General features: G+C 71.4%; 24 protein-coding genes and 1 tRNA gene. 14 read left to right on the plus strand and 11 right to left on the minus strand.

What is annotated here, in order from left to right; genetic code table 11:
* Positions 1–19: 19 nt before the first annotated feature.
* The 3 genes from AC1DE0_RS12980 to AC1DE0_RS12990 all read left to right on the plus strand — a co-directional run bounded on the left by AC1DE0_RS12980 (position 20) and on the right by AC1DE0_RS12990 (position 2,578).
* A complete protein-coding gene (locus tag AC1DE0_RS12980; protein WP_478101094.1) occupies positions 20–1,120 on the plus strand; it encodes a WD40/YVTN/BNR-like repeat-containing protein in 1,101 nt (366 codons plus the stop codon).
* 253 nt (positions 1,121–1,373) lie between these two features.
* Positions 1,374–1,496: a hypothetical protein gene (locus AC1DE0_RS12985; RefSeq protein WP_478101096.1), complete on the plus strand. Its 123-nt coding sequence runs from the start codon at positions 1,374–1,376 to the stop codon at positions 1,494–1,496.
* 47 nt (positions 1,497–1,543) lie between these two features.
* Positions 1,544–2,578, plus strand: a complete 1,035-nt coding sequence (locus AC1DE0_RS12990) for a DNA topoisomerase IB (protein WP_478101098.1) — start codon at positions 1,544–1,546, stop codon at positions 2,576–2,578.
* A 125-nt stretch (positions 2,579–2,703) separates the two neighbouring features.
* On the opposite strand, the gene AC1DE0_RS12995 is transcribed toward AC1DE0_RS12990, so the two are convergent.
* Entirely contained in the window at positions 2,704–4,212 is a 1,509-nt protein-coding gene (locus AC1DE0_RS12995; RefSeq protein ID WP_478101100.1) for an MDR family MFS transporter, read from the minus strand.
* A 150-nt stretch (positions 4,213–4,362) separates the two neighbouring features.
* Here AC1DE0_RS12995 and AC1DE0_RS13000 point away from each other — a divergent pair, with 150 nt between their 5' ends.
* Entirely contained in the window at positions 4,363–5,484 is a 1,122-nt protein-coding gene (locus AC1DE0_RS13000) for a carboxylate-amine ligase (RefSeq protein WP_478101102.1), read from the plus strand.
* Between the two features lie 18 nt (positions 5,485–5,502).
* On the opposite strand, the gene AC1DE0_RS13005 is transcribed toward AC1DE0_RS13000, so the two are convergent.
* From AC1DE0_RS13005 to AC1DE0_RS13015, 3 genes are all read right to left on the minus strand, one after another.
* Positions 5,503–6,213, minus strand: coding sequence for a hypothetical protein (locus tag AC1DE0_RS13005; RefSeq protein WP_478101104.1), 711 nt, complete (start codon positions 6,211–6,213; stop codon positions 5,503–5,505).
* Between the two features lie 142 nt (positions 6,214–6,355).
* Positions 6,356–6,432, minus strand: a tRNA-Pro gene (locus AC1DE0_RS13010).
* Positions 6,433–6,593: 161 nt separating this feature from the next.
* Positions 6,594–7,532, minus strand: coding sequence for a metallophosphoesterase (locus tag AC1DE0_RS13015; RefSeq protein WP_478101106.1), 939 nt, complete (start codon positions 7,530–7,532; stop codon positions 6,594–6,596).
* An 80-nt stretch (positions 7,533–7,612) separates the two neighbouring features.
* Here AC1DE0_RS13015 and AC1DE0_RS13020 point away from each other — a divergent pair, with 80 nt between their 5' ends.
* Entirely contained in the window at positions 7,613–8,068 is a 456-nt protein-coding gene (locus AC1DE0_RS13020) for a GatB/YqeY domain-containing protein (RefSeq protein WP_478101108.1), read from the plus strand.
* A 155-nt stretch (positions 8,069–8,223) separates the two neighbouring features.
* On the opposite strand, the gene AC1DE0_RS13025 is transcribed toward AC1DE0_RS13020, so the two are convergent.
* Positions 8,224–10,650, minus strand: a complete 2,427-nt coding sequence (locus AC1DE0_RS13025; RefSeq protein WP_478101110.1) for a penicillin-binding protein — start codon at positions 10,648–10,650, stop codon at positions 8,224–8,226.
* 284 nt (positions 10,651–10,934) lie between these two features.
* On the opposite strand from AC1DE0_RS13025, the gene AC1DE0_RS13030 reads away from it, so the two are divergent.
* Complete coding sequence (locus tag AC1DE0_RS13030) at positions 10,935–11,240, plus strand: WhiB family transcriptional regulator (protein ID WP_478101112.1); 306 nt, start codon at positions 10,935–10,937, stop codon at positions 11,238–11,240.
* Between the two features lie 85 nt (positions 11,241–11,325).
* On the opposite strand, the gene bagB is transcribed toward AC1DE0_RS13030, so the two are convergent.
* The 4 genes from bagB to AC1DE0_RS13050 all read right to left on the minus strand — a co-directional run bounded on the left by bagB (position 11,326) and on the right by AC1DE0_RS13050 (position 15,537).
* A complete protein-coding gene (gene bagB, locus AC1DE0_RS13035; RefSeq protein ID WP_478101114.1) occupies positions 11,326–12,501 on the minus strand; it encodes an ATPase BagB in 1,176 nt (391 codons plus the stop codon).
* A complete protein-coding gene (bagA, locus tag AC1DE0_RS13040) occupies positions 12,498–13,532 on the minus strand; it encodes an ATPase BagA (RefSeq protein WP_478101116.1) in 1,035 nt (344 codons plus the stop codon). Before bagA ends, bagB begins: the two co-directional genes overlap by 4 nt.
* A 70-nt stretch (positions 13,533–13,602) precedes the next feature.
* Positions 13,603–14,469 carry a hypothetical protein gene (locus AC1DE0_RS13045; protein WP_478101119.1) on the minus strand — a complete coding sequence of 289 codons (867 nt, stop codon included), beginning with the start codon at positions 14,467–14,469 and terminating at the stop codon, positions 13,603–13,605.
* Between the two features lie 198 nt (positions 14,470–14,667).
* The gene (locus AC1DE0_RS13050; protein WP_478101121.1) at positions 14,668–15,537 is read right to left on the minus strand and encodes an alpha/beta hydrolase; all 870 of its coding nucleotides are present in this window, start codon (positions 15,535–15,537) and stop codon (positions 14,668–14,670) included.
* On the opposite strand from AC1DE0_RS13050, the gene AC1DE0_RS13055 reads away from it, so the two are divergent.
* Genes AC1DE0_RS13055 through AC1DE0_RS13075 form a run of 5 tightly spaced genes read left to right on the plus strand, consistent with a single transcriptional unit; the run spans position 15,536 to position 18,506 of the window.
* Entirely contained in the window at positions 15,536–15,691 is a 156-nt protein-coding gene (locus AC1DE0_RS13055; protein ID WP_142179199.1) for a DUF4177 domain-containing protein, read from the plus strand. The genes AC1DE0_RS13050 and AC1DE0_RS13055 overlap by 2 nt on opposite strands.
* An 11-nt stretch (positions 15,692–15,702) precedes the next feature.
* Positions 15,703–16,167: a RidA family protein gene (locus tag AC1DE0_RS13060; protein ID WP_478101124.1), complete on the plus strand. Its 465-nt coding sequence runs from the start codon at positions 15,703–15,705 to the stop codon at positions 16,165–16,167.
* Positions 16,164–17,018, plus strand: a complete 855-nt coding sequence (locus AC1DE0_RS13065) for an NUDIX hydrolase (RefSeq protein ID WP_478101126.1) — start codon at positions 16,164–16,166, stop codon at positions 17,016–17,018. Before AC1DE0_RS13060 ends, AC1DE0_RS13065 begins: the two co-directional genes overlap by 4 nt.
* Before the next feature lie 40 nt (positions 17,019–17,058).
* A complete protein-coding gene (locus AC1DE0_RS13070) occupies positions 17,059–17,856 on the plus strand; it encodes an MBL fold metallo-hydrolase (RefSeq protein WP_478101128.1) in 798 nt (265 codons plus the stop codon).
* Entirely contained in the window at positions 17,853–18,506 is a 654-nt protein-coding gene (locus AC1DE0_RS13075) for a nucleoside/nucleotide kinase family protein (protein WP_478101131.1), read from the plus strand. Before AC1DE0_RS13070 ends, AC1DE0_RS13075 begins: the two co-directional genes overlap by 4 nt.
* 69 nt (positions 18,507–18,575) lie before the next feature.
* On the opposite strand, the gene AC1DE0_RS13080 is transcribed toward AC1DE0_RS13075, so the two are convergent.
* Both AC1DE0_RS13080 and AC1DE0_RS13085 read right to left on the minus strand, forming a co-directional pair.
* Positions 18,576–19,253 carry a Crp/Fnr family transcriptional regulator gene (locus AC1DE0_RS13080; protein WP_045190795.1) on the minus strand — a complete coding sequence of 226 codons (678 nt, stop codon included), beginning with the start codon at positions 19,251–19,253 and terminating at the stop codon, positions 18,576–18,578.
* 88 nt (positions 19,254–19,341) lie between these two features.
* Positions 19,342–19,938: a YqcI/YcgG family protein gene (locus tag AC1DE0_RS13085; protein WP_478101134.1), complete on the minus strand. Its 597-nt coding sequence runs from the start codon at positions 19,936–19,938 to the stop codon at positions 19,342–19,344.
* A gap of 183 nt (positions 19,939–20,121) precedes the next feature.
* Between AC1DE0_RS13085 and nth the strand changes: the two genes are divergently transcribed.
* From nth to AC1DE0_RS13100, 3 genes are read left to right on the plus strand one after another with little or no spacing between them, the layout of a single operon-like run.
* The gene (gene nth, locus AC1DE0_RS13090) at positions 20,122–20,781 is read left to right on the plus strand and encodes an endonuclease III (protein ID WP_478101315.1); all 660 of its coding nucleotides are present in this window, start codon (positions 20,122–20,124) and stop codon (positions 20,779–20,781) included.
* Entirely contained in the window at positions 20,778–21,515 is a 738-nt protein-coding gene (locus AC1DE0_RS13095; protein WP_478101136.1) for an NUDIX hydrolase, read from the plus strand. Before nth ends, AC1DE0_RS13095 begins: the two co-directional genes overlap by 4 nt.
* Positions 21,515–22,717 (plus strand): MarP family serine protease, encoded by a 1,203-nt coding sequence (locus AC1DE0_RS13100; protein WP_478101137.1) that lies wholly within the window; start codon positions 21,515–21,517, stop codon positions 22,715–22,717. Before AC1DE0_RS13095 ends, AC1DE0_RS13100 begins: the two co-directional genes overlap by 1 nt.
* Positions 22,718–22,722 lie beyond the last annotated feature (5 nt).

Raw genomic sequence — 22,722 nt, forward strand, 5'->3', positions numbered from 1 at the left:
GGGACTAGTTTCGCGAGGTATGAGAGCTCGCACCCGATCAGTCCTCGTCGTCGCGGCCACCGCCGCACTCGTCACGTCCCTGAGCACGTATGCCGTCTCGTCGCCTCGTGGCGCTGCCGAACGTCCCAGCGGGGCGCAGGCGACGGCATACGGCTGGACGCTCACGCCGACCGGCACGACCGTGCGGTTCCGGGGGCTCGCGCCCGTCTCGCGTGACGTCGCCTGGGTCAGCGGCACCAACGGCACCGTGCTGCGCACCACCGACGGCGGCGCCACCTGGGCGAAGGTCAGCCCGCAGGGCCTCGGCACTGGCGCCCTCCAGTTCCGTGACATCGAGGCGTTCGACGCCCGGCACGCGGTGATCCTCTCGATCGGCGAGGGCACGGACTCCCGGATCCTGCGCACCGACGACGGCGGGGCGAGCTGGACCGAGACGTTCCGCAACACCGACCCGCGCGCGTTCTACGACTGCTTGGCGTTCAGCTCACCGCGACGCGGGCTGGCGATGAGCGACCCTGTCGACGGGAGGTTCCGGCTCGTCGAGACCTCTGACGGGGGCCGGTCGTGGTCGCCCGTCGACCCCGCCGGGATGCCCGTGGCGAAGGACGGCGAGGCGGCCTTCGCGGCATCCGGCACCTGCCTCACGACGGGAGTCGCCGGCCGCACCTACCTGGCGAGCGGCGGCGTGGACCCGGCACGGGTCTTCACGTCGACCGACCACGGGCGCACCTGGACCGTGGCGGACAGCCCGGTCGCGGGCGGCCCGTCGGCGGGCGTCTTCTCGGTGACGTTCCGCGACGCCCGCCGCGGGGTCCTCTTGGGCGGCGACTTCGCGGCTCCCACCAACGCTGTCGACAACGCTGCCTGGACCGACGACGGCGGTGCGACGTGGACGAAGTCGACGGTGAACCCGGGCGGCTACCGGTCCGGATCCGCCTGGGTCTCCGGCACCTCGCGCACCGTCCTCGCGGTCGGTCCCTCAGGCTCGGACGTGTCGAGCGACGGCGGACGCACGTGGGCGACGTTCGACACCGGCAGCTTCGACTCGGTCGAGTGCACGAGCGACGGAGCGTGCTGGGCGTCGGGCGAGCAGGGCCGCGTCGCCGTGCTCAACCGCTGAGGCCCGCCGCCCCGCACGGCCGCCCACCGCGTTCGATGTGTTCGGCGGTCACCCGTGATCGTCGGATACATCGAATGCCGGGAAGGACGAGGGGTTCGGGCTCGGGGAGCGCGGGTATGGTCGAAAGAGCAAGACGTACACACCGCTACTCGGGGCGATAGGTAACAACGACGTGACCCCTCACGAATCCCACCTGCAGAGCGACGGATCGGTCTTCCCACCGGTCACTCCCGACCCGCCGCAACCACCTGGCATGCCACAGATCGACGTGCCCGACATCGTGCCCGTCTCGACTCCGGACGGGCCCGACCACACCGCGTCCTCCGGCGACACCACCGACGCGACGTCGGAGGTCGCCGGTGTGAGACCGGAGTAGCACAGCTGGGTGATTGCGCCGCGGCCACCATCGGGTATCACCCCGGTGTGCGACTGCGACGGAGCGACATCGAGAAGCCGGGCATCCGGCGCGTGCGGCGGGGCAATGGATTCGGCTACGTCGGCCCGGACGGGTCGGCGGTCGACCCCGACACGCGTGAGCGCGCCAAGGCGCTCGTCGTCCCACCCGCCTGGAAGGACGTCTGGATCAGCCCGTATCCCAACGGTCACATCCAGGCGGTCGGCACCGACGACGCCGGGCGTCGGCAGTACCTCTACCACGAGAAGTGGCACGAGGCCCGGGGCCGCGAGAAGCACGACCGAGTGCTCACGCTCGCCCGCAAGCTGCCCGCCGCGCGCAAGCAGGTCGCGGCAGACCTGCGCACCAGCGGCCTGACCAAGAAGCGCGTCACGGCCGCAGGTCTGCGGATGCTCGATGCTGGCCTGTTCCGCAGCGGTGGCGACGAGTACGAGGCCGAGCACGGATCGCACGGCGTCGCCACCCTGCTGCGCTCGCACGTCGCCGTCAGCGGCGAGGACGTGACGTTCGAGTTCCCGGCCAAGTCCGGGGTCACCCGCGAGGCGGTCATGACCGACCAGCTGCTGTCGCGGATCGTGCTGTCGCTCAAGCGCAGTGGCTACCCGGGCGAACGGCTGCTCGCCTACCGCAACACGAGCGGCTGGCACGAGCTGAGCTCCGGCGACCTCAACGTCGCGTTCAAGGAGCTGGTCGGCGACGAGTACACCGTCAAGGACCTCCGCACCTGGGCAGCGACCGTCACGGCGGCCGTCGCGCTGGCCCGCAACGGCCCGGTGGAGTCCGAGCGCGACCTGAAGCGCGCCGAGAAGGACGCGATGAAGGTCGTGTCCGAGCACCTCGGAAACACGCCTGCCGTCGCCCGGCGGTCGTACGTCGACCCGCGCGTCCTCGACGAGTTCGCGGTCGGTCGCACCGTCGCACCGAGCCTCTCGCGCCTGTCCAAGGCCGACCGCGCGCGCCTCGAGCTCGGCGAGCTCGTCCGGGTGCGGGACCGCGACGCCCTCGAGCGTGCCGTGATGCGCCTCGTCAAGGGCGCCGCCTGAACGACGCCGACCTCGAGGCCGCTCGGTCGTCCGACGGACCGCCACGACGGGGCGTATGCCGCCCGGCTGAGCGTGGAGGGCACATACGTGGCGGTCGGTCGGTGACGGCATACGCCCCCTGACGGTCAGGCGGTGGAAGGCTCGGTCTCGGGCAGCTCGGGCAGCTCGGGCAGCTCGGGCAGCTCGGGCAGCTCGGGCAGCTCGGGGTCGCGGTCGGCCGCGGCCTGCTCGACGTCCTCGGCTCGGGTGTGCGGCATGAGCAGGCCTGCCACGATGCTCACCGCCGCCGCGACGAGCATCGCCAGGAAGACGGCGCTGGAGCCGGCCTGGATCGCCGTTGCCGAGCCGTCCCCGCCGCGGGCCGCGATGACGGCGTTGGCGATGGCGCCGAAGATCGCGACCCCGACCGCGCTGCCGACCGACCGCATGAACATGTTGGTGCCCGTGACGACGGCCCGCTCGTGCCAGGCAACCGACGCCTGCGCGGCGACCAGGGTCGGGGTCGCCACGAAACCGAGCCCCAGGCCCACGACGAAGCACGCCGCAGCCGCGGTCCACGGGCTCGGGGACGCGGAGGCGACCCACAGGCCGAGCGCGCCGACGGTGGCGAGCGACAGGCCGATGAGGGCGGTGGGGCGGAAGCCGATGCGCAGGTAGAGGCGGCCCGACTGTGAGGCCGAGATCGGCCAGCCGACCGTGAGCGCGGCGACGGCGAGACCGGCCACGATCGGGGTGGCCCCGGTCGTGCGCTCGAGGAAGGTCGGCACGTACGACGTCATCCCCACGAGCACGGCGCCGATGCCCACCGAGATGAGACACGTCGCGACGATGAGTCGCCGCGTGAAGATCTCGAAGGGAAGCACCGGCTCGGCCGCCCGACGCTCGATCGCGACGAAGACGGCGAGCAGGACCGCTCCGACCCCGAACGAGGCGATGCTCTGCCACGAGCTCCACGCCCACGCCTGGCCACCCTCGAGGACGGCGAGGATGAGCAGTGTCAGCGACACCGTGAGCACGACGGACCCGGCGTAGTCGATGCGGTGCGTTCGGCGCTCGAGCGACTCGGAGTAGGTGCGCCACAGCATCGTCGCGGCCAGCAGGCAGAGGGGGATGTTGACGAAGAAGATCCAGCGCCACGAGACGAACTGGGAGAAGACGCCGCCGAGCGTCGGCCCGACCACGGACGAGGTCGCCCACACGCTCGCGAGGTAGCCCTGGGCCTTGGCGCGCTCGGCCACGGTGTAGATGTCACCGGCGATGGTGACCGTCACCGGTAGCACCGCTCCTGCCCCGAGCCCCTGGACGGCGCGCATGACGATGAGCGAGGTCATGTCCCAGGCGAACCCGCACATGACCGACCCCACGAGGAAGAGACCGACGCCGAAGAGGATGACCGGCTTGCGCCCCACCGTGTCCGCGAGCTTGGAGTAGACCGGCACCGAGACGGCCTGCGCGAGGAGGTAGACGGAGAAGAGCCACGGGAACTGGCCCATCCCGCCGAGGTCGTCGACGATCGACGGGACGGCGGTCGCGAGGATCGTCGAGTCGAGCGCGATGAGCGACGTCGACAGCATGAGGGCGATGAGCACGGGTCCGCGTTCCGAGCGGAAACCGACGGTTGACGAGATCGACATGGTCCTCCTGGTGGGCTGCAGGGCGACATCGAGTGACAGCGCCACCGGCCCGAGGATCATTCCCTGCAACCCGGTTGGCAGCCCGCCGGCCGCACTCGGGTGGCGGGCTCGGGTGGCGGGTTCGGGGCCCGCGCTGGGTAAGGAGCGGTCATGGTGCGCACCCTCGGGGTCGAGGAGGAGATGCTCCTCGTCGACGTCCGCAACGGGAGGCCGCGTTCGGTGTCGGGGCGGATGCTCGTGCGGGCGCCGCACGCGCCGCCCGAGGTCGCGGGCGTCGGCGTGCACGGAGCGCTGGAGGGCGAGTTCCAGCAGCAGCAGATCGAGACGCACACCGCCCCGGCCGCCGACCTCGAGACGCTGCGCGAGGAGGTGCTGAGGTGGCGGGGCGCGGCCGTCGCGGCGGCCCGCGAGACCGGCTCGAGCGTCGCGGCCCTCGGCACGTCGCCCCTGCCGGTGCACCCGATCGCAGCCAGGTCGACCCGGTACGCGTGGATGGAGGACCGCTACCAGCTGACTGCCCGCGAGCACCTGACGTGCGGCTGTCACGTGCACGTGTCGGTCGAGAGCGACGACGAGGGCGTCGGCGTGCTGGACCGGATCCGCGTGTGGCTGCCGACGCTGCTCGCCCTGAGCGCGAACTCGCCCTTCTGGAACGGCGTGGACTCCGGTTTTGCCAGCTACCGGTCGCAGGCGCTCGCGAAGTGGCCGTCGTGGGGGCCGACCGACCGCTTCGGCTCGGCGCAGGCGTACCACCGTCTCGTGCGGCAGATGGTGCTCTCGTCGGTGATCCTCGACGAGGGGATGGTCTACTTCGATGCCCGCCTGGCCACGCACTACCCGACAGTCGAGATCCGTTCGGCCGACGTGTGCTTCACGGCCGACGAGGCCATCGTCGTTGCCGCCCTGTGCCGCGGTCTCGTCGAGACCGCCGCAGGGGAGTGGCGTTCTGGCAGCGAAGCACCCGACGTGCCGACCCAGATGATCCGCCTTGCCACCTGGCAGGCCGGACGGGAGGGACTCGACGGGCACCTGGTCGACTGGCGCACCGGACTGCCGAAGCCGGCCTGGTCGGTGCTGGCCGCTCTCGTCGACCACGTAGGGCCGGCCCTGGAGGCGGCGGGCGACCTCACCGTCGTCGAGGACGGTCTGCTCCGCGTCCGAGAGGAGGGGAACGGGGCCGTGCGTCAGCGCGCGATGCTGGAGAAGACCGGCCAGCTCGTCGACGTCGTGGCCGAGGCGGTGCGGGCGACCACGCCGTCGGGCGAGGAGTGAGTCGGTCAGCGGTGGACCTCAGCCCGGCGTCGGATAGCGCGCGTTCAGGGGCTTGCCCTTGAACACTCGCCGTCCCACCGCCAGGTGCCCGGCGACGTAGGCCAGCCCGGCGAGGACTCCCGCCACCGTGACGATCGGTGTGCTGGCATCGACGGCGCTCGCCACGAGGGCACCCAGCGTGCCGGCCACGATGCCGTTGACCGTCATGAGGAAGAAGGACGTGCTGCCCATGACGTGCAGCGGCAGACTGCGTGGCTGCCCGACGGCATACGTCAGCAGCACCCCGCGGTCGTCGTCGTGGGTCGAGACCGTGAGGTACGGCTCGATCTCCGGCGTCAGCTCGACGTACGCGTGTCGGAGGCGGTTCATCGCGGCCACGAGGCAGGCGTCCTCCTGGCTCGCCATGTTGACGCGGATCGCGGTCAGGGTCCCCATCACGAGCGCGACCGACGCGAACCCGATGGCCATGACCCGGAAGGGCGCGCCGAAACCGGTCTTCTGCACCGTGAGGACGAGGACGACGAGCAGCGCCGAGACCACGGTCAGGTGAATCGTGATGCGGTTCATCACCTCGGACCACGTCATCGACCGGGTGCCGAGCAGGCTCCAGTGCTCGGTGGACAGGAAGACCGGGAGTGCCGACGACGTCGCGCCCGCGCCGGCCGGCCCGGTCGCCTCGGGTGCGCCGGGGACTGCCGCCAGTCGGGTCGGGTCGACATCTGCGCTCACAGGAGACTCCCTCCGGGCGGGCACCGGGCGCCGTGCTGGGTCCGACGTCCCGCGTTGCTACCCAGTGTCGCGCCGAGCCGTCGGCACCACAGGAAAAAGCAAGGACCCCCTGCCAGTGGCAGGGGGTCCTTGAGCTGCAGTCTGGTCGGGGTGACAGGATTTGAACCTGCGACCTCTTCGTCCCGAACGAAGCGCGCTACCAAGCTGCGCCACACCCCGGTGCTGCATCTGCCACCCGCTCCGTGGGCTCGTCCGTGGACGCTTCCGTGGATCGGAGGCAGCAAGGAGAGACTTTAGCGCAGCCCCCCGCCCAACTCCGAATCGGGCCCGGAGCCCGGTTCGACGAGCAGTTCGGCGGCGTGTTGCGTGCCCGCTGGAGGTCAGCCGCGCGACCGCGGGACGAGCGTCAGGAGGGTGGCCTCGGGGCGGCAGGCCAGGCGTACGGGAGCGGTCGGAGCGGTGCCCAGACCGGCTGACACCTCCAACCAGGCGGCGTCCGCCGGCGCCTCGGACGACGGCGTCGAGCCCGCCCCCGGCCACCAGCGCGAGAGGCCCTTGACGCGGGAGGTGTCGAGGTCGCAGTTCGTCACGAGGGCGCCGTAGCCGGGCACGCACACCTGGCCGCCGTGGGTGTGGCCGGCCACGATGAGGTCGGCGCCGTCGGCGGCATACGCGTCGAGCACCCGCTGGTAGGGCGCGTGCGTGACGCCGAGCGTCAGGTCGGCCTCGGCGGAGGCCGCGCCCCGCACGAGGTCGAGGCGGTCGTAGCCGAGGTGCGGGTCGTCGACGCCGACCACGTCGATGCGCAGTCCGCGCACGCTCACCGTGTCGCGCCGGTTCGTCAGGTCGACCCAACCGCCCGCGCGCAGCCCACGCACGAGGTCGGCCGTGGGCAGCCGTTGGGTCGTGCCGACGCCCTTGGCGTGGTTCCTGGTGAGATAGCCGAGAGGGTTCTTCAGCTTCGGCGCGAAGTAGTCGTTGGAGCCGAGCACGAAGACACCCGGCAGCGGCAGCAGCAGCTCGTACGCGTCGAGCAGCGACGGCACCGCGTCGTCCGCCGCGATGTTGTCGCCCGTCGTGATGACGAGGTCTGGGTCGAGCGACGCGAGGCTGTGCACCCAGCTGCGCTTGGCCCGCTGGCGCGGCAGCAGGTGCAGGTCCGAGAGGTGCAGCACGCGCAGCGGCTCGGTGCCCTCTGGCAGGACGGGCACCTCGAAGCGGCGCAGCACGAAGGCGTTCCGCTCGACGAGCGAGGCCCAGCCCAGCACCCCGGCTCCGGCGGCACCGAGGCCGAGGACTGTCTTGGTCACGGCACGCATGGGCCCCATCCTCGCACTGCTGCGCACGCCCCCATGCGAGCGCCTCGGGGGCCGTGTCGCCGACCTGACAGACTGGGCGCATGAGCACCCTGAAGGAGCAGCTGAAGGCCGACCTGACGTCCGCGATGCGTGCGCGCGACCAGGTGCGGGCCGGCTCGATCCGCATGGCCCTGACCGCCGTGACCACCGAGGAGGTCGCCGGCAAGGAGCACCGCGAGCTCAGCGACGACGACGTGCTCAAGGTGCTCACCAAGGAGGCCAAGAAGCGCCGAGAGGCCGCCGAGGCCTACACGGGCGCGGGGCGCGCCGAGCTCGCCGCCAAGGAGGAGGCCGAGCTCGCCGTCCTCGAGACCTACCTGCCGAAGCAGCTCGGCGACGACGAGCTCGAGGCGATCGTGCGTGAGGCCGTCACTGCCTCCGGCGCCACCGGTATGCCGCAGATGGGCCTCGCGATGAAGGCAGCCAATGCCGCCGTGGCCGGGCAGGCGGAGGGCGGCCGCGTGGCGGCGGTCGTGCGCCGCGTGCTCGCCGGCTGACGAGGAGCGGAGGCGGCCGGGCCACGGGACGGCAGGTCCCGACCGTTGCCGGACGGTTGCCGGACCGTTTGCAGGGCCGTGGGAGACAGGAGGCCCGACGCGATCTGCGTCGGGCCTTCTGTCATGCCTGGGCTCTGGTGGCGCCGCCGGGCGGGTCAGCCGCCGTGGCCGCGACCGCCACCGCCACCACGTCCACGGCCATTGCCGCCTCCGTTGCCGCCTCCACCGCCGGCGGGCGGAGGGACGACCACCTGGGGCTGTGGGCCCGGCTGGTTGCCTCCGCCGCCGCCACCGCGCGAGGTGTAGAGGGTCACGAAGCTGCCGCCGGCCGCCTTGCCGTAAGGGGAGGTGCCGGCGACGAGACCGCGCGGGACCGACGAGCTCATCGTGCCGCCGACGCCGGCCGAGAAGCCCGCCGCCTGCAGGGCCGCGATGGCGTCGGTCACGGAGAGCCCCGTCACGCTGGGCACGTCCACCTGGTCGCCCTGCGTGAGCTTGGTGGAGGGCTCGCCGAACTTGATCTCGGGTTGGCCCTCCAGGGCCCCGTTCATGATGCCCTTCCAGATCGGGGCGGCGACGGCGGCACCGTGCATGACGGGCACGAAACGGTCACCGATGCGCAGGTTCGACATGACGCGCTTGTTGCCGTCGTCAGGCGTGCCGACCCAGACCGCGGTGGCCAGCTGCGGGACGTAGCCGACGAACCACGACTCGTTGTTGCGGTTGGCCGTGCCGGTCTTGCCCGCGGACTGGCGACCGTCGAGCTGGTTGCGGCGGCCGGAGCCGTGGGTCATGTTGTACTCGAGGAACTTGTCGGTGGCACGCACCACGTCCGGCTCGACGACCTGCGTGCACTTCGTCGCAGGCAGCGCGATGTTCTTGCCGCCGCGGGTGATCTTCGTGATGGCCACGACCGGGCACTTCTTGCCGTCGGCCGCGAGCACGCCGTAGGCCTGCGCGACGCCCTGCGGCGAGACCTCGGACGCGCCGAGGATGTACTGGGGGGCGTAGCGGCCGACCGGCTGCCCGTCAGCCTGGTGCAGGCCCAGGCGCAACATCGTGTCGCGCACCTTGCAGCCACCGAGCTGCTCGGCGAGGGCGATGAACGCGGTGTTGGTCGACAGGGCCGTCGCCTCCATCAACGAGATGCGCCCGCCCTTGAACGGGCTGTCGTTGAAGACGTTCCACTTGCCGCCCGGGCCGCAGTTGGCGATGCCGCCCGGCCACTCCTTGGGGGTGTAGGTGGCCTGCGTGTTGCCGCCGGCGGCCTTGGCGTTGACGCTCGACTTCGTGTTCAGGCCGGACTCCATGGCCGTGACCAGCGCGAACGCCTTGGCCGTCGAGCCGAACTGGAACCCGCCGCTGCCGCCGTACTTCTTGTCGAGGGCCCAGTTGATGCCGGTCTTGCCGAGGGACTGCTTGCCGACGGTGTACTGGGTGTTCTGCGCGAAGGCCTTGACCTCGCCGGTGCGCGGGTCGGTGACGTATGCCGCAGCACCGACGTCGGACTTGTCGCCGATCGGGACGTTCTTGGTCACCTCACGCTGCGCGATGCGCTGGATGCGCGGGTCCAAGGTCGTCGTGATGGTGACGCCGCCCCGGTAGAGGGTGCGCTTGCGCTCCTCGAGCGTCTTGCCGAGCTGCGGCATCGCGAGGGCGTAGTTGATGACGAAGTCGCACCAGTAGGGGAACTCGGACGAGAGGCACGTGCTCTTCGGCGTGGTGACCTTCATGTCCTGCTTGAGCGTGCGCTTCTTGGCTGCCGTCCACTGCTTGGTGGTGATCCGGTTCAGCGCGTGCATGCGATCGAGCACGACGTTGCGGCGGGCGATGGCCTTCTTCGGGAAGTTGACGGGGTCGGTGGTGCCCGGGTTCTGCGTCAGGCCGGCGAGGAGTGCGGCCTGCGACAGGCTCAGCTTGCTGGCCGAGACGCTGAAGTAGTGCTGGGCCGCGGCCTCGACGCCGTACGCCCGGTCGCCGTAGTAGACGAGGTTGAGGTAGCCCTCGAGGATCTGGTCCTTCGTCAGCTTCTTCTCAAGGGTGATGGCGTACTTCAGCTCCTTGAGCTTTCGCATGTAGTCCTTCTTGACGGCCGCCTGGGCCGCCTCCTCGTTGCCTGCGCTGATGGCGGAGTACTGGAGGGAGATCTTCACGTACTGCTGGGTGAGCGACGAAGCACCCACCGAGGAGCCGCTGCGCAGGTTGGAGATGACCGCGCGCGCAGTTCCCTGGATGTCGATGCCGCCGTGCTCGTAGAACCGGTGGTCCTCGATCGCGACCTGCGCCTCGCGCATGATCGGTGCGATCGACTTGAGCGGCACGATAGTGCGGTTCTGCTCCTGCGGCGTCGCGATGACGCTGCCGTCGGCCGCGAGGATGCGCGAGGTCTGGGCGAGCGGGTCGGTCGTGAACTCACTGGGAAGCTCGTTGAACACGTCGACGCCGCTGCGGGCGAGGGCCCCTGTGGCGCCCACCGCGGGCATCACCAGGCCGGCGGCGAGCAGTCCGAGCACCAGCGCGGACGCGAGGAACGCGCCGAGCAGGCTGATGACGCCGCCGATCGAGGTAGTGCGTGAAGACATGCGGCCAAGGGTAACGGCTCACCCTATGGCCACCGGTTCTCCGCACGTTCGGCGGTGCAGAGATGTCTCAAACGGACGATTCGCGACTCTGGATGACCATGAGGGATGCGCGGCGGTGACTAGTCACCCGGTCTGCGAAATGGTCCGTAGAGGCTATGTCCGACGGGGCTCTCCGCTCGTAATGTCTCGTTTGGGCCTTAGGGGGGTCCGCTTGATCGGGACCGGTGGGACGGTCCGGGTCTGCTCGGTGTCATGGGAGGTGCCGAGCGGGGAGGGGAAACATCATGAGTGCAGTCGCAGTCATCGACCAGTGGGTCGACGAGTGGGCCACGCAGGCCAACTGTTCGGGTCAGGACCCGGACGCGCTGTTCGTCCGGGGCAAGGCCCAGCACGACGCGAAGGCCGTCTGCAAGACGTGCCCGGTTCTCGCGCAGTGTCTGGCCGAGGCCCTCGACAACAAGACCGAGTTCGGTGTCTGGGGTGGCATGACCGAGCGTGAGCGTCGGGCTCTGCTGCGCAAGCGGCCTGACATCACCTCGTGGAAGTCGGCGCTCCGCGCGGGCATGGCCGCTCAGGCCAAGCCCGTCTGAGCCTCCGCGCCGCCCAGATGTGGGGTCCGGCGGCGAGGAACGACACAACTTCACGCGTGAGCGGGGCCGTGGCCACTCGGTGGTGTCACGACCCCGCTAACGCGTGCCCGATCTGACGCAGGCTGTCGAGGTCGTGGACGTCACATCCGAGCGCGGGAACCTGCACCACGGGTATGCCGGGGTGTGACCGTGAGAAGCGCTGTGCGAGCTCGCGCTGTCGTTCCGCCGTGCGGACCAGGGCGGCGTGGAGCCGGAGCAGGGCGGCCGCATTCGTCGCCGACTTCGGTCCGCCGCCGTCCTCGAGCGACTCTGCGACCGACAGCGCACGCGACGGCGAGATGCCGGTCGCCGCGACGCGGCCGATGCGGTTGACGACCAACCCGGCGAGCGGCATCCGGTCCGCCTCGAGCCGGTCGACGAAGTAGGACGCCTCGCGCAGCGCGTCCCGCTCCGGCACCGCGACGACGAGAAAGGCCGTGCCGTGCTCGGACAGCAGGCGGTAGGTCTCGTCGGCCCGCTCACGGAAGCCGCCGAACATCGTGTCGAGGGCATTGACGAACGTCTGCACGTCGGTGAGGAGCTGGCCGCCGAGGATCTTCGTCATCGCCCCGGTGACCAGCTGCACGCCGACTCCGAAGACCTTGAGCCCCGCCCGTCCTCCGGCCTTGGCCGGAGCGGTGAGCAGCCGGATGAAGCGGCCGTCGAGGAAGCTGCCGAGGCGGTTCGGGGCGTCGAGAAAGTCGAGGGCCGAGCGTGATGGCGGCGTGTCGACGACGACGAGGTCCCAGGGGGCGTCCTCGGTGCCGGCGACGGCCTTGAGCTGGCCGAGCTTCTCCATCGCCATGTACTCCTGCGTGCCGGCGAACGAGCTGCTGACGGCGAGGTAGAAGGGGTTCGCGAGGATCTGCTCCGCCTTGTCGGGTTCGGCGTGGGCGAGCACGACCTCGTCGAAGGTCCGCTTCATGTCGAGCATCATCGCGTGGAGGCTGCCGCCGGCCGACGTGTCGATGTCGGTGACCGGCCGAGGCGTGTTGTCGAGCTCGGTCAGGCCGAGCGACTGGGCGAGCCGGCGGGCCGGGTCGATGGTCAGCACGACGACCCGCCGGCCCGCCTCGGCGGCGCGCAGCCCGAGGGCGGCCGCGGTCGTGGTCTTGCCGACCCCACCCGCGCCGCAGCACACGATGATCGAGGTCTCGGGGTCGGCGAGGAGCGCGTCGACGTCGAGCGCCGGTGCCTCCTTCGCGACAGGGCCGGGGCTCATGGCTCGACCCGCTCGAGGTGCGGCACGAAGGTGGTGACGAGCAGGTCGGCGAGCTCGCGCACCGAGCCCGAGTCGACGCCGCCGGGCAGCGCCGGAAGCTGGACGATCGGCAGTCCGGTGGCCTCGAGCATCTGCAGCTGCTCGCGCTCGAGGTCGATGCGCTGCGCGTGGTCGCGCGCCTCCTCGAGCAGGCCGTCGACGAGCGCGGGGGTGGCCTCCAGGCCGGCGTCGGCGAGCTGGGCGCGGATCGAGGCCTTGTGCAGGCGCCCGGCTCGGGCCTGGTCGAGGGCGACGTCGTCGAGCAGCGGGTCGCGCACCATGTTCACGACGATGGCGCCCGGGTGCAGGCTCCTGGTGCGCAGCTCGTCGACCGCTTCGAGGGTCTCCTGCACCGGCATCTCCTCGAGCAGGGTGACGAGGTGCACGACGGTCTGCTGCGACTGCAGCAGCCGGGTGATCGCGCCCGCCTGGGAGTGGATCGGGCCGACCCGGGCGAGGTCGGCGACCTCGGAGTTGACGGAGAGGAACCGTCCGATGCGCCCGGTCGGAGGGGCATCCAGCACGAGCGCGTCGTACGCCGGGGCGGCGTCGCCCTTGTGCCTCCCGTCGCGGCGGCGTCGGTTGGCCTCGTAGATCTTGCCGATGAGCAGGACGTCCCGGACGCCCGGCGCGATGGTCGTGGCGAAGTCGATCGCGCCGAACTTCTCGAGCAGCCGGCCGGCGCGCCCCAGCTTGTAGAAGAGCTGGAGGTACTCGAGCAGGGCGGCCTTCGGCTCGACCGAGAGTCCGACGACCTCGCCGCCGCCGGAGAGGCGCACGATGCGGGTCTCGTCGGTGCCCAGTGGCGGCACGTCGAAGGTCTGGCTGATGCCCTGGCGCCCCTCGACCTCGCTCAGCAGCACGTGCCCCGGCTTCGAGGCGAGCGCGAGGGCGAGGGCCGACGCGACGGTGGTCTTTCCGGTGCCGCCCTTGCCGGTGACGACGTGCAGTCGCGCGTTCGCCCACGGTGGTTCTCTGCGGCCGGTCGTCACGGTCCCACCCTAGGGCGCCGCTCAGCGGAGACCCGTTTGAGGTATGCGCGCCGCTGTTTCGTCGAGCGAATCACCTCAACCCGCCGCGGAGGAGCAGGGCCTGCTCCACCTGGTCCATGAACGCGGCCTCGTGCAGCCGGAGCCCGATGTTGGGGATCCGCAACACGGTGTCCTTCGAGAGCGTCACGAGGTTCTGGCGCAGCGCGTCGAGGACCGGCGCCATCCCCCACGTGTGCTGGATCCCGTCGATCTCGACGACGACGCCGCACCGCCAGCGGACGTCGAGATAGACCCGGCCCTTCGCACCCTGCCGGACGACCTGGCGATCCGGCTCGGGCAGGCCTCGAGCGCGGCACAGTCTGGCGAAGTCGAGCTCGCCCAACGACTGGGCTCCGAGCGCGATGTCGCGGATGACGCCGCCCACGAAAGCACGACGTCGTCTGCCACGGATGGTGCGGGCTGTCTCGAGCAGGTCGGCCGCCCGGACGAGGCGCTGCTGCACCGGCAGGACGAGGAGCAGCGCCGCCTGGGGGTCTGAGTCAGCCCAGTGGGCGGCCCGAATCGCGGCCACGGCAGGGCGCACCCGAGGTATGCCGTGTGGCTCGATCTCGCGGGCATGACGTCTGGTGATCTTGTGGACTCGCACCCCGGTCAGGCGTTTGACGGTGTGGGAGTGCACGACCGAGAGGTGGATGCGGTCCTCGCAGTAGCCCGTCATCCCTGCCGCGAGCAGCGCGGTGACTCCATCGAGGGCGGCCACGCCGAGGCCCGTCTCCCACACGGCCTGCCACAGCCGTTCCTCATCGCCCAGCGGACGGGTGTGGAGGGCGACGGTCTGCAAGCCGTGCACCGTCCACCGCTCCGCCCGGACCTCCGCCCGCACGTCGACGTCGTCGATGCCGACGGACCGGAGTGTCGCGCGGGAGACCACACCCACGTCCGCACCGTGGATGGTGCGCACTCGGTCCCGGCGTCGGCTCGATCGCATGGCCCGACCCTGCAACCGCCTGCAGGCAACCGGCCGGTTCGCAGGAAGAGCCTGTGGAAAGCCCGGCCCGGGCGGGAGGGGCTGTGGATCGCTCGTCGACCCACCGCGTTGAGGTAAACCCGCCGCGAAAACCACGGCGCGTTTACCTCAACCGGGTGGGGGGAGGAGGGCGCGCACTGCTGCGAGCACGTGCGTGAAGGCCGGAGCTGCGGGGTCGATGACCGCGAAGTGGTCGGCGCCCTGAACCACGTCCTCTGTGACATCGCCACCGCCGGCCTTCGCCTTCACCACGTACGCGTCGGCGACCCCGAGCGGCACGGTGTCGTCGTCAGAGCCGTTGACGAGGCGCACCGGCACCGTGGGCGGGAGGGCGCTCACCGGGTCCGCCGACGTCCAGGCGGGGGAGCCCGGGCCGGACCCCACGAAGTCGCGCGTCGCGTCGTTGCCGAGGTGCAGCCGGTCCGCCGCCCCGAGGTCGACCACGCCCGCGAGCGACACGACGCCCGCGATGCCGCGCTCACGGGCCCAGGACTGGCCTGCCACCCAGGCGACGAGGTGCCCGCCGGCCGAGTGCCCGACGAGGACGAGCGGCTTGGGCAGGTCGGACTGGGCGGCAATCGACGCGAGGACGGCGCGCACGTCGTCGAGAGTGCCGGGGACGCCGCCACCCGGCATACCTGCTCTTCGGTACTCGACGAGGGCGACGTGGTAGCCGGCTGCTGCGAACGCCTTCGCCTCCGGGACCGCGTGCTCGCGGTCGTACTGGGCCCGCCAGAACCCGCCGTGGACGACGACGACCGTGCCGATGGCCGCGGGAGCCCCCTTGCCGGGTGGATAGACGTCGTAGACCTGCGCCGGGTCGGGGCCGTAGGAGCGGGTGCCGACGGTGGGCGTGGTCTGGCCGGGGCCGGTCGAGGAGCTCGTCATGGTGGTCGACATCGTGCTCGCCGAGGTGTCTCCAGCGCCACCCGAGCAGGCGCCGAGGGTCGAGGTGACACTGAGTAGGGTGATGGCCATGACCCAGTGGGAATACCTCACCGCACCACTCCTGATCCACAACACCAAGCAGATCCTCGACAACTTCGGGGCCGACGGGTGGGAGCTCGTCCAGATCGTCAACGGTCCCGATGGTACGAGCCTCGTGGCCTACTTCAAGCGCCCGAAGTCCTGAGGAGCCTGCAGATGTCTGCTGTTGAAGTCCGCCTGTCCGAGCTCGGCCTGACTGTTCCCGAGGTCGTGCCGCCCGTCGCCGCCTACGTCCCCGTCGTCCGTGAGGGCGACCTCGTCTTCACCTCCGGTCAGCTGCCCATGGTCGACGGTTCCCTCGCCGCGACCGGCAAGGTCGGCGCCGAGGTCGACGCCGAGACCGCGAAGTCCCTCGCCGAGACGTGTGCCCTCAACGCGATCGCGGCCATCAAGTCCGAGATCGGCGACCTCGACACGGTGAGCCGTGTCGTCAAGGTCGTCGGCTTCGTCGCCTCCGACCCGGGCTTCACCGGCCAGCCCGGGGTCATCAACGGCGCGAGCGAGCTGCTCGTCAAGGCGTTTGGTGACAAGGGGATCCATGCCCGTTCGGCCGTCGGTGTCAGTGCGCTCCCCCTGGACGCACCCGTCGAGGTCGAGGTCATCGTCTCCGTCGCTCGATGAGCATCGGTGGTGCCATGACCGCGGGACGGCAGTTCCCGCTGACCACGACGCCGAGCATCTCCGACGCCGCCACCCGGTGGCTCGCGGGCGAGCGCTGGGACGAGGCCGAGCCGCGCCGTGCGAGCACCGTCATGCTCGTGCGCGACGGCGACTCCGCCACCGAGGTCTTCATGCTGCGACGCGTGTCCGAGATGGAGTTCGCGCCGAGCACGATGGTCTTCCCCGGCGGGGGCGTCGACGACCGCGACGGCGAGGTGGGCCTGCCCTGGGCGGGGCCCTCGCCGTCGGAGTGGGCCGAGCGCCTCGGCTGCTCGCCCGCCGAGGCCCAGATGTACGTCGCGGCCGCGATCCGCGAGGTGTTCGAGGAGTGCGGCGTGCTCCTAGCGGGGCCCTCCGCCAGCGGGCCGCTGGCCCGGGTCGACGACCCCGAGTGGCTCGAGGTCCGTCGCCGGCTTGTCGACCGCCGTCTGGCGCTCGCAGAGGTGCTGCGTGACAAGGGCCTCGTGCTCCGTTCGGACCTCATCGTGGCCAAGGCCCACTGGGTCACGCCGGTCTTCGAGCCGCGCCGCTACGACACGTGGTTCTTCGCCGCGCTGATGCCACCCTTCCAGGTGGCCGACGGTGAGACGACGGAGGCCGACCAGGCCGGCTGGATCGTGCCCGACGACCTCCTGCGTGAGTATGCCGCCGGCTCCGCACTCATGCTGCCGCCCACCGTCGTGTGGGTGGAGGAGATCCGCGAGGCGGCCTCTGCCGCAGGCTTCGTCGTGCACAGCGAGGCGCTGCCTCTCGTCATGCCAGAAGTCGTCGAGGGCCCATCGGGCGCGGCCATGGAGATCGTCGAACGATGACGCGACCGACGTCGCCGGGCCCGGCCCGGGAGGTCGCGCCGTGAACGGCGCCGCGGCCGACCCGGGCTGGACCGGCGGCGTCACCAGCGAGCGCGCCGAGTGCGTGCTCTGCCCCAACCCGTCGCCGATGACCCTCGACGGCACGAACACCTGGCTGCTCGCCGAGCCCGGCACCGACGAGGTGGTCGTCGTCGACCCCGGGCCGCTCGACGAGGGCCACCTCCGGCACGTGCTCGACCGGGTGGCGTCGACGGGCCGACGGGTGGCACTGACGTTGCTGACCCATGGACACGACGACCACGCCGAGAGCGCAGACCGGTTCCACGAGCTGACCGGCGCGCCCGTGCGCGCCTTCGGCCGTGGCCACGACGACCTCTGGGCCGGCGAGACCATCCGGGTCGGTGGCCTCGAGATCCTCGCCGTCGAGACGCCCGGCCACACGAGCGACTCCTTCTCCTTCGTGCTCCCCGCCGACAACACGCTGCTCACCGGCGACACGATCCTCGGGCGCGGCACGACCGTCGTCGCCTGGCCCGACGGCAGCCTCGAGGACTACCTCGCCTCGCTCGACCGCATCGAGGGCCTGACCCGGTCCGGCACCGTCACCAGCCTGCTGCCCGGGCACGGGCCGTTCGTCGCCGACGCGGCCGCGACCGTCACCTTCTACCTGAAGCACCGCGCGGAACGGCTGGACCAGGTGCGCGACGCGGTCGCCCGAGGTGCGCAGACGGCATACGAGGTCGTCGAACGCGTCTATGCCGACGTGCCCCGCAGCGTCTGGCCCGCGGCCGAGCTGTCGGTGCAGGCCCAGCTCGCCTACCTCCGCGAGCACGGGTGAGCCTCGAGGAGGTCGTGCACGCCGCCCTCGACCTCGTCGGCGACCACCGCCGAGTCGTTCTCGGTATCGCCGGGGCCCCGGGTGTGGGCAAGTCGACGCTCGCCGACGCCATCGTGTCCGGCGTCGCTGCCGCCCGCGGTGACGAATGGGTGGCGCACGTGCCGATGGACGGCTACCACCTCGCCGACGTGCAGCTCGCGCGACTGGATGCCTTGTCCCGCAAGGGCGCTCCCGACACGTTCGACGTCGACGGCTACGCGCACCTGATCCGTCGCCTCGTCGACGAACCCGACTCCTGGGTCTACGCCCCGGGCTTCGAACGCACCCTCGAGCAGCCCCTCGCGGCGGCCGTGGCCGTGCCACCGAGCGCCCGACTCGTCGTCACCGAGGGCAACTACCTGTTGCTGGCTGAGCCCCGGTGGCAGGCGGCGCGATCCGCCATGACCGAGGTCTGGTACGTCACGGGCGACGACGACCTGAGACGCTCCAGGCTCGTCGAGCGGCACGTGACGTTCGGCAAATCGCCGGTCGCAGCGGCCGCCTGGGTCGAGCAGACCGACGAGGTCAACGCCGCGCGTGTGGCCGCCGCTGCAGGCGGCGCCGACCGGGTCGTCGTCAACGGCCCGGACGGCTGGTCGTTCGCGCGTTGAGGTGATCCACCGACGGTTTCCACGGCGGGTTTACCTCAAACGGGTGGGCGGGTGGGCGGGTCCTGAGGGTCAGCGGGCGCGGCGCTTGAGGCGCTCGACGTCCTGGAGCAGCACCGCTCGCGCCTCGAGGCGCAGCCAGCCGCGCGTCGCGAAGTCGGCGAGCGCCTTGTTGACCGTCTCGCGGGAGGCGCCGACGAGCTGCGCGAGCTCCTCCTGCGTGAGGTCGTGGGAGACCATGATGCCGCCCTCGACCGGACGCCCGAACCGCTCGGACAGGTCGAGCAGCGCCTTGGCGACGCGGCCGGGTACGTCGGTGAAGACGAGGTCGGCGAGGTGGGCGTTGGTGCGACGCAGGCGCTGGGCCAGGGCCGCGAGGAGCGCCTTGGACACCTCGGGACGCCCCGAGAGGAGGCCGGTCAGCGACTCGTTGCCGACCCCGAGCAGCTGCGTCTCGGCGACGGCCGTGGCGGTCATCGTGCGCGGGCCCGGGTCGAAGAGGCTGAGCTCGCCGAACATCTCGCCCGGGCCGAGGATGGCGACGAGGTTCTCGCGACCGTCGGGGCTCGTGCGTCCGAGCTTGATCTTGCCCTCGGCGATGACGTACAGCGTGTCGCCGCGGTCACCTTCGTGGAAGAGCACGTCGCCGCGTTCCATGTGCGAGCGGCTCATCTCCGACAGCAGCGCGGAGGCCGCCTCGTCGTCGAGAGCCTTGAACAGGGGGGCGCGCCTCACCACGTCGAGATCCACGGGGTCAGTGTGTCACGTCGGTCGGGTGGCCGCCCTGCCACCGGACGCGACGCCCGTCACGTGTCGTCGGGGGCCGCAGGGCATCGGCCTACGCGCCCGCGGGCGTGAGGACGAGCGTCGGCAGGGGCGCTCGGCGTGCCACGTCCGCCGCAGCCGGGTGCAGCGCGACGACCACGTATGCCGTGCCGCCGAGTTCGATCGGGACGTGCGGATCGGCGAGTGGCGGGGCCCCGCCCGGGGCGGCGATGCCGAGACGTGCCGACAGCCGGCCGAGAGAGACCGTGAAGTCGTCGGCGTCGACGGGCAGCGGGCCACGGAAGGTGGCGACGAACGCGTGCGGTTCGTCGTCACCCGCGGTCGCGCGCGCGAACGACGCGAGTCGGTCGAGGAGGACCGGACCGACGTCAGGTGACTCGAGGTCGTCGAGGACGGCATACGCGAGGGCGCCGTGCCGGAAGATCGATCGGGCGACCGTGCAGGGGAACTCGGCGTGGGTCACCATGAGCTCGAGGGCCCGGACGACGTCGGCGTCGGGCGCGTGCGCGAGGTCCATGGCCGCGAGCGTGGCGAGGGTCGTCTCGAGCGCGTGCAGGGCAGGGCTGAGGGGAGGAGAGGGCGCAGGGTCTGACGTTGGTGCTGGAGCGAAGACGGCAGCCTGCTGAGGGGTGAGGGTGTCCGTATACATGGAGGGGGCTCCTTCGGGGGCGCGACGAACGTACCCACCGACGGAGCCGCTCGCACCAGGAGGCCGGGCGGACGTGGCGGCGACCGACCGACAGTCCCGCGGCATACAGTGTCGTCCGTGTCCCCCCGCGCCATCGTGACCGACGACGAGACCTCGATCTCGCGGACGCGTCGCGCCCGCAAGATGTACCGGTCGCTCCACGAGCGCTACCCGTACGCCCACTGCGAGCTCGACTTCACCAACCCGCTCGAGCTGCTCGTCGCGACCATCCTGTCGGCGCAGACCACCGACGTCGGGGTCAACAAGGTGACGCCGATCGTCTTCGCGAAGTACCAGTCGGCCGCGGACTACGCGGGCGCCGACCGCACCGAGCTCGAGACGATCATCCAGCCGACCGGCTTCTACCGGAACAAGGCCGACGCGCTCATCAAGCTCGGCATCGCCCTCGTCGAGAACTTCGACGGCGACGTGCCGCCCCGGCTCAAGGACCTCGTGACGCTCCCGGGCGTCGGCCGCAAGACCGCGAACGTCGTGCTCGGCAACGCCTTCGACATCCCGGGCATCACGGTCGACACGCACTTCGGCCGGCTCGTCCGGCGCTTCGGCTGGACCGCGGAGGAGGACCCGGTCAAGGTTGAGCACGAGATCGGGCGCCTCTTCATGCGCAAGGACTGGACGATGCTCAGCCACGTCGTCATCTTCCACGGGCGCCGCACGTGCCACGCGAAGAAGCCCGCGTGCGGGGCGTGCCCCGTCGCGCGCTGGTGCCCCAGCTACGGCGTGGGCGAGACCGACCCCGACAAGGCCGCGAAGCTGCTGAAGTACGAGCTGGCGCCGAAGTGACGAAGGTGGTCAGCGGCATCGCGTATGCCGGCAGCTCGGGTTCCATCGACCCTGCACCCACGCAGGGGCGGGGTCCCTTGCCGCGCCCGGCGTGGATGGACGCCGCCGTGCAGCGGCTCGAGAGCTTCCGGCCCGAGTGGTTCTCCCGGTTCGCGCCGCCGGACGACAGCGCTCGCGAGTCGGCGGTGCTCATCCTCTTCGGGCCGCCCCCCGCCGACGCCGACGACCCCGGTGAGCACGTCGTGCTCATCGAGCGCTCGCACACGATGCGCACCCAGCCCGCGCAGATCGCCTTCCCGGGCGGGTCGCGCGACCCCGAGGACGCCGACCTCGTCGCCACGGCGCTCCGCGAGGCGCAGGAGGAGACGGGCGTCGACCCGTCCGGCGTCGACGTCGTCGTGGAGCTGCCCCCGATCTTCCTCGCACCGGCGCAGTTCGTCGTCACGCCGGTGCTCGCCTGGTGGGCGCAGCCGTCGCCCCTCTCGGTCCGCGACCCGGCCGAGGTGCACGACGTGCTGTCGGTGCCCGTGTCGCACCTCGTCGAGCCCGCCACCCGTTTCTCCGTGACGCACCCCTCCGGCTACGTCGGCCCGGGGTTCGACCTCGACGACCTCTTCCTCTGGGGTTTCACCGCCGGGCTCGTCAGCAGCGTGCTCGAGCTGGGCGGCCTGTCCCTCCCCTGGGACCCCGACGTCAGGCGTGAGCTGCCCGAACGCTTTCTCGGGAGGCGCTGATGAGCGGGGGCACCCTGCTCGACATCGCGCTGGCACTGCTGCTGCTCGCGTACGCGTTCTCGGGCTACCGACAGGGCCTGATCCAGAGCGTCTCGTCGCTGGTCGGCTTCTTCGCCTTCGCGATGCTCGCGGTCTGGCAGCTGCCCGGGATGCTCGCCCGCTGGGACGCCGTCGCCGAGAACGACCGGACGCGCGTCGTCGCCCTCATCGTCGGCGTGGTCGCCTTCGGCTGGCTGGGCCAGTACCTCGGCAGCCTGCTCGGCGCCCAGATCCGCAGGCGGGTCGGGCAGACGTCCCTGCGGCGGCTCGACTCGGTGCTCGGCGCGGTCGTCGTCATGCTCGCAGCCAGCCTCATCATCTGGTTCATCGGCGGTGCGCTGCGCACCGCCGGCAACCCCGCGCTGTCGAAGGCGATGGCCGAGTCGCGGGTCATGCGGGTCGTCAACTCGGTCGTGCCCGAGCAGACTGGTGACGTCTTCGCCAGCTTCCGCGGGTTCCTCTCGAGCCAGGGCTTCCCGCAGGTCTTCGGCGGCCTCGCACCTGAGCCGATCACCCCGGTGCAGGCCCCCGACCCGGCCGTCGCGCAGTCGCAGGCGATCCGGGCGGCCGGCCGGTCCGTCGTCAAGGTGACCACCCAGTCCCAGTCGTGCCAGCGCGGCCAGGAGGGCACCGGCTGGGTGCTCTCCCCGGGTCGCATCGTCACGAACGCCCACGTCGTCGCCGGAGCCGACGAGGTGCGCATCGAGGGCGGCGACCAGACGCTGCGCGCCCGCGTCGTCGTCTTCGACCCGCGGCGCGACCTCGCAGTGCTGAGCGTCCCGGGCCTCGCCCTGCCGGCGCTCGCGCTCGGCGGTGAGGTCAGGCGCGGTGACTCGGCGGCCGTGCCCGGCTTCCCCCTCGATGGGCCCTACCAGGTCGTCTCGGCCCGGGTGCGCGCCCAGCTCGACGCCCGCGGACTCGACATCTACGGCCGCGAGCGAGTGGTCCGCTCGATCTACTCGCTCGCCACGACCGTCCAGCCCGGCAACTCGGGCGGCCCCCTCCTCGACCCCCAGGGCCGCGTCGTCGGGGTCATCTTCGCGAAGTCGCTCGAGGACGCCACGACGGGCTACGCGCTGACCCTCGCCGAGGCGAAGCCGGTGCTCGACGCGTCAGGGTCCGCTCAGGCCGAGGTCCCCACCGGCGCCTGCGTCGCCGGCTGACGCTC

Source organism: Terrabacter sp. 05T424 (assembly GCF_056396225.1).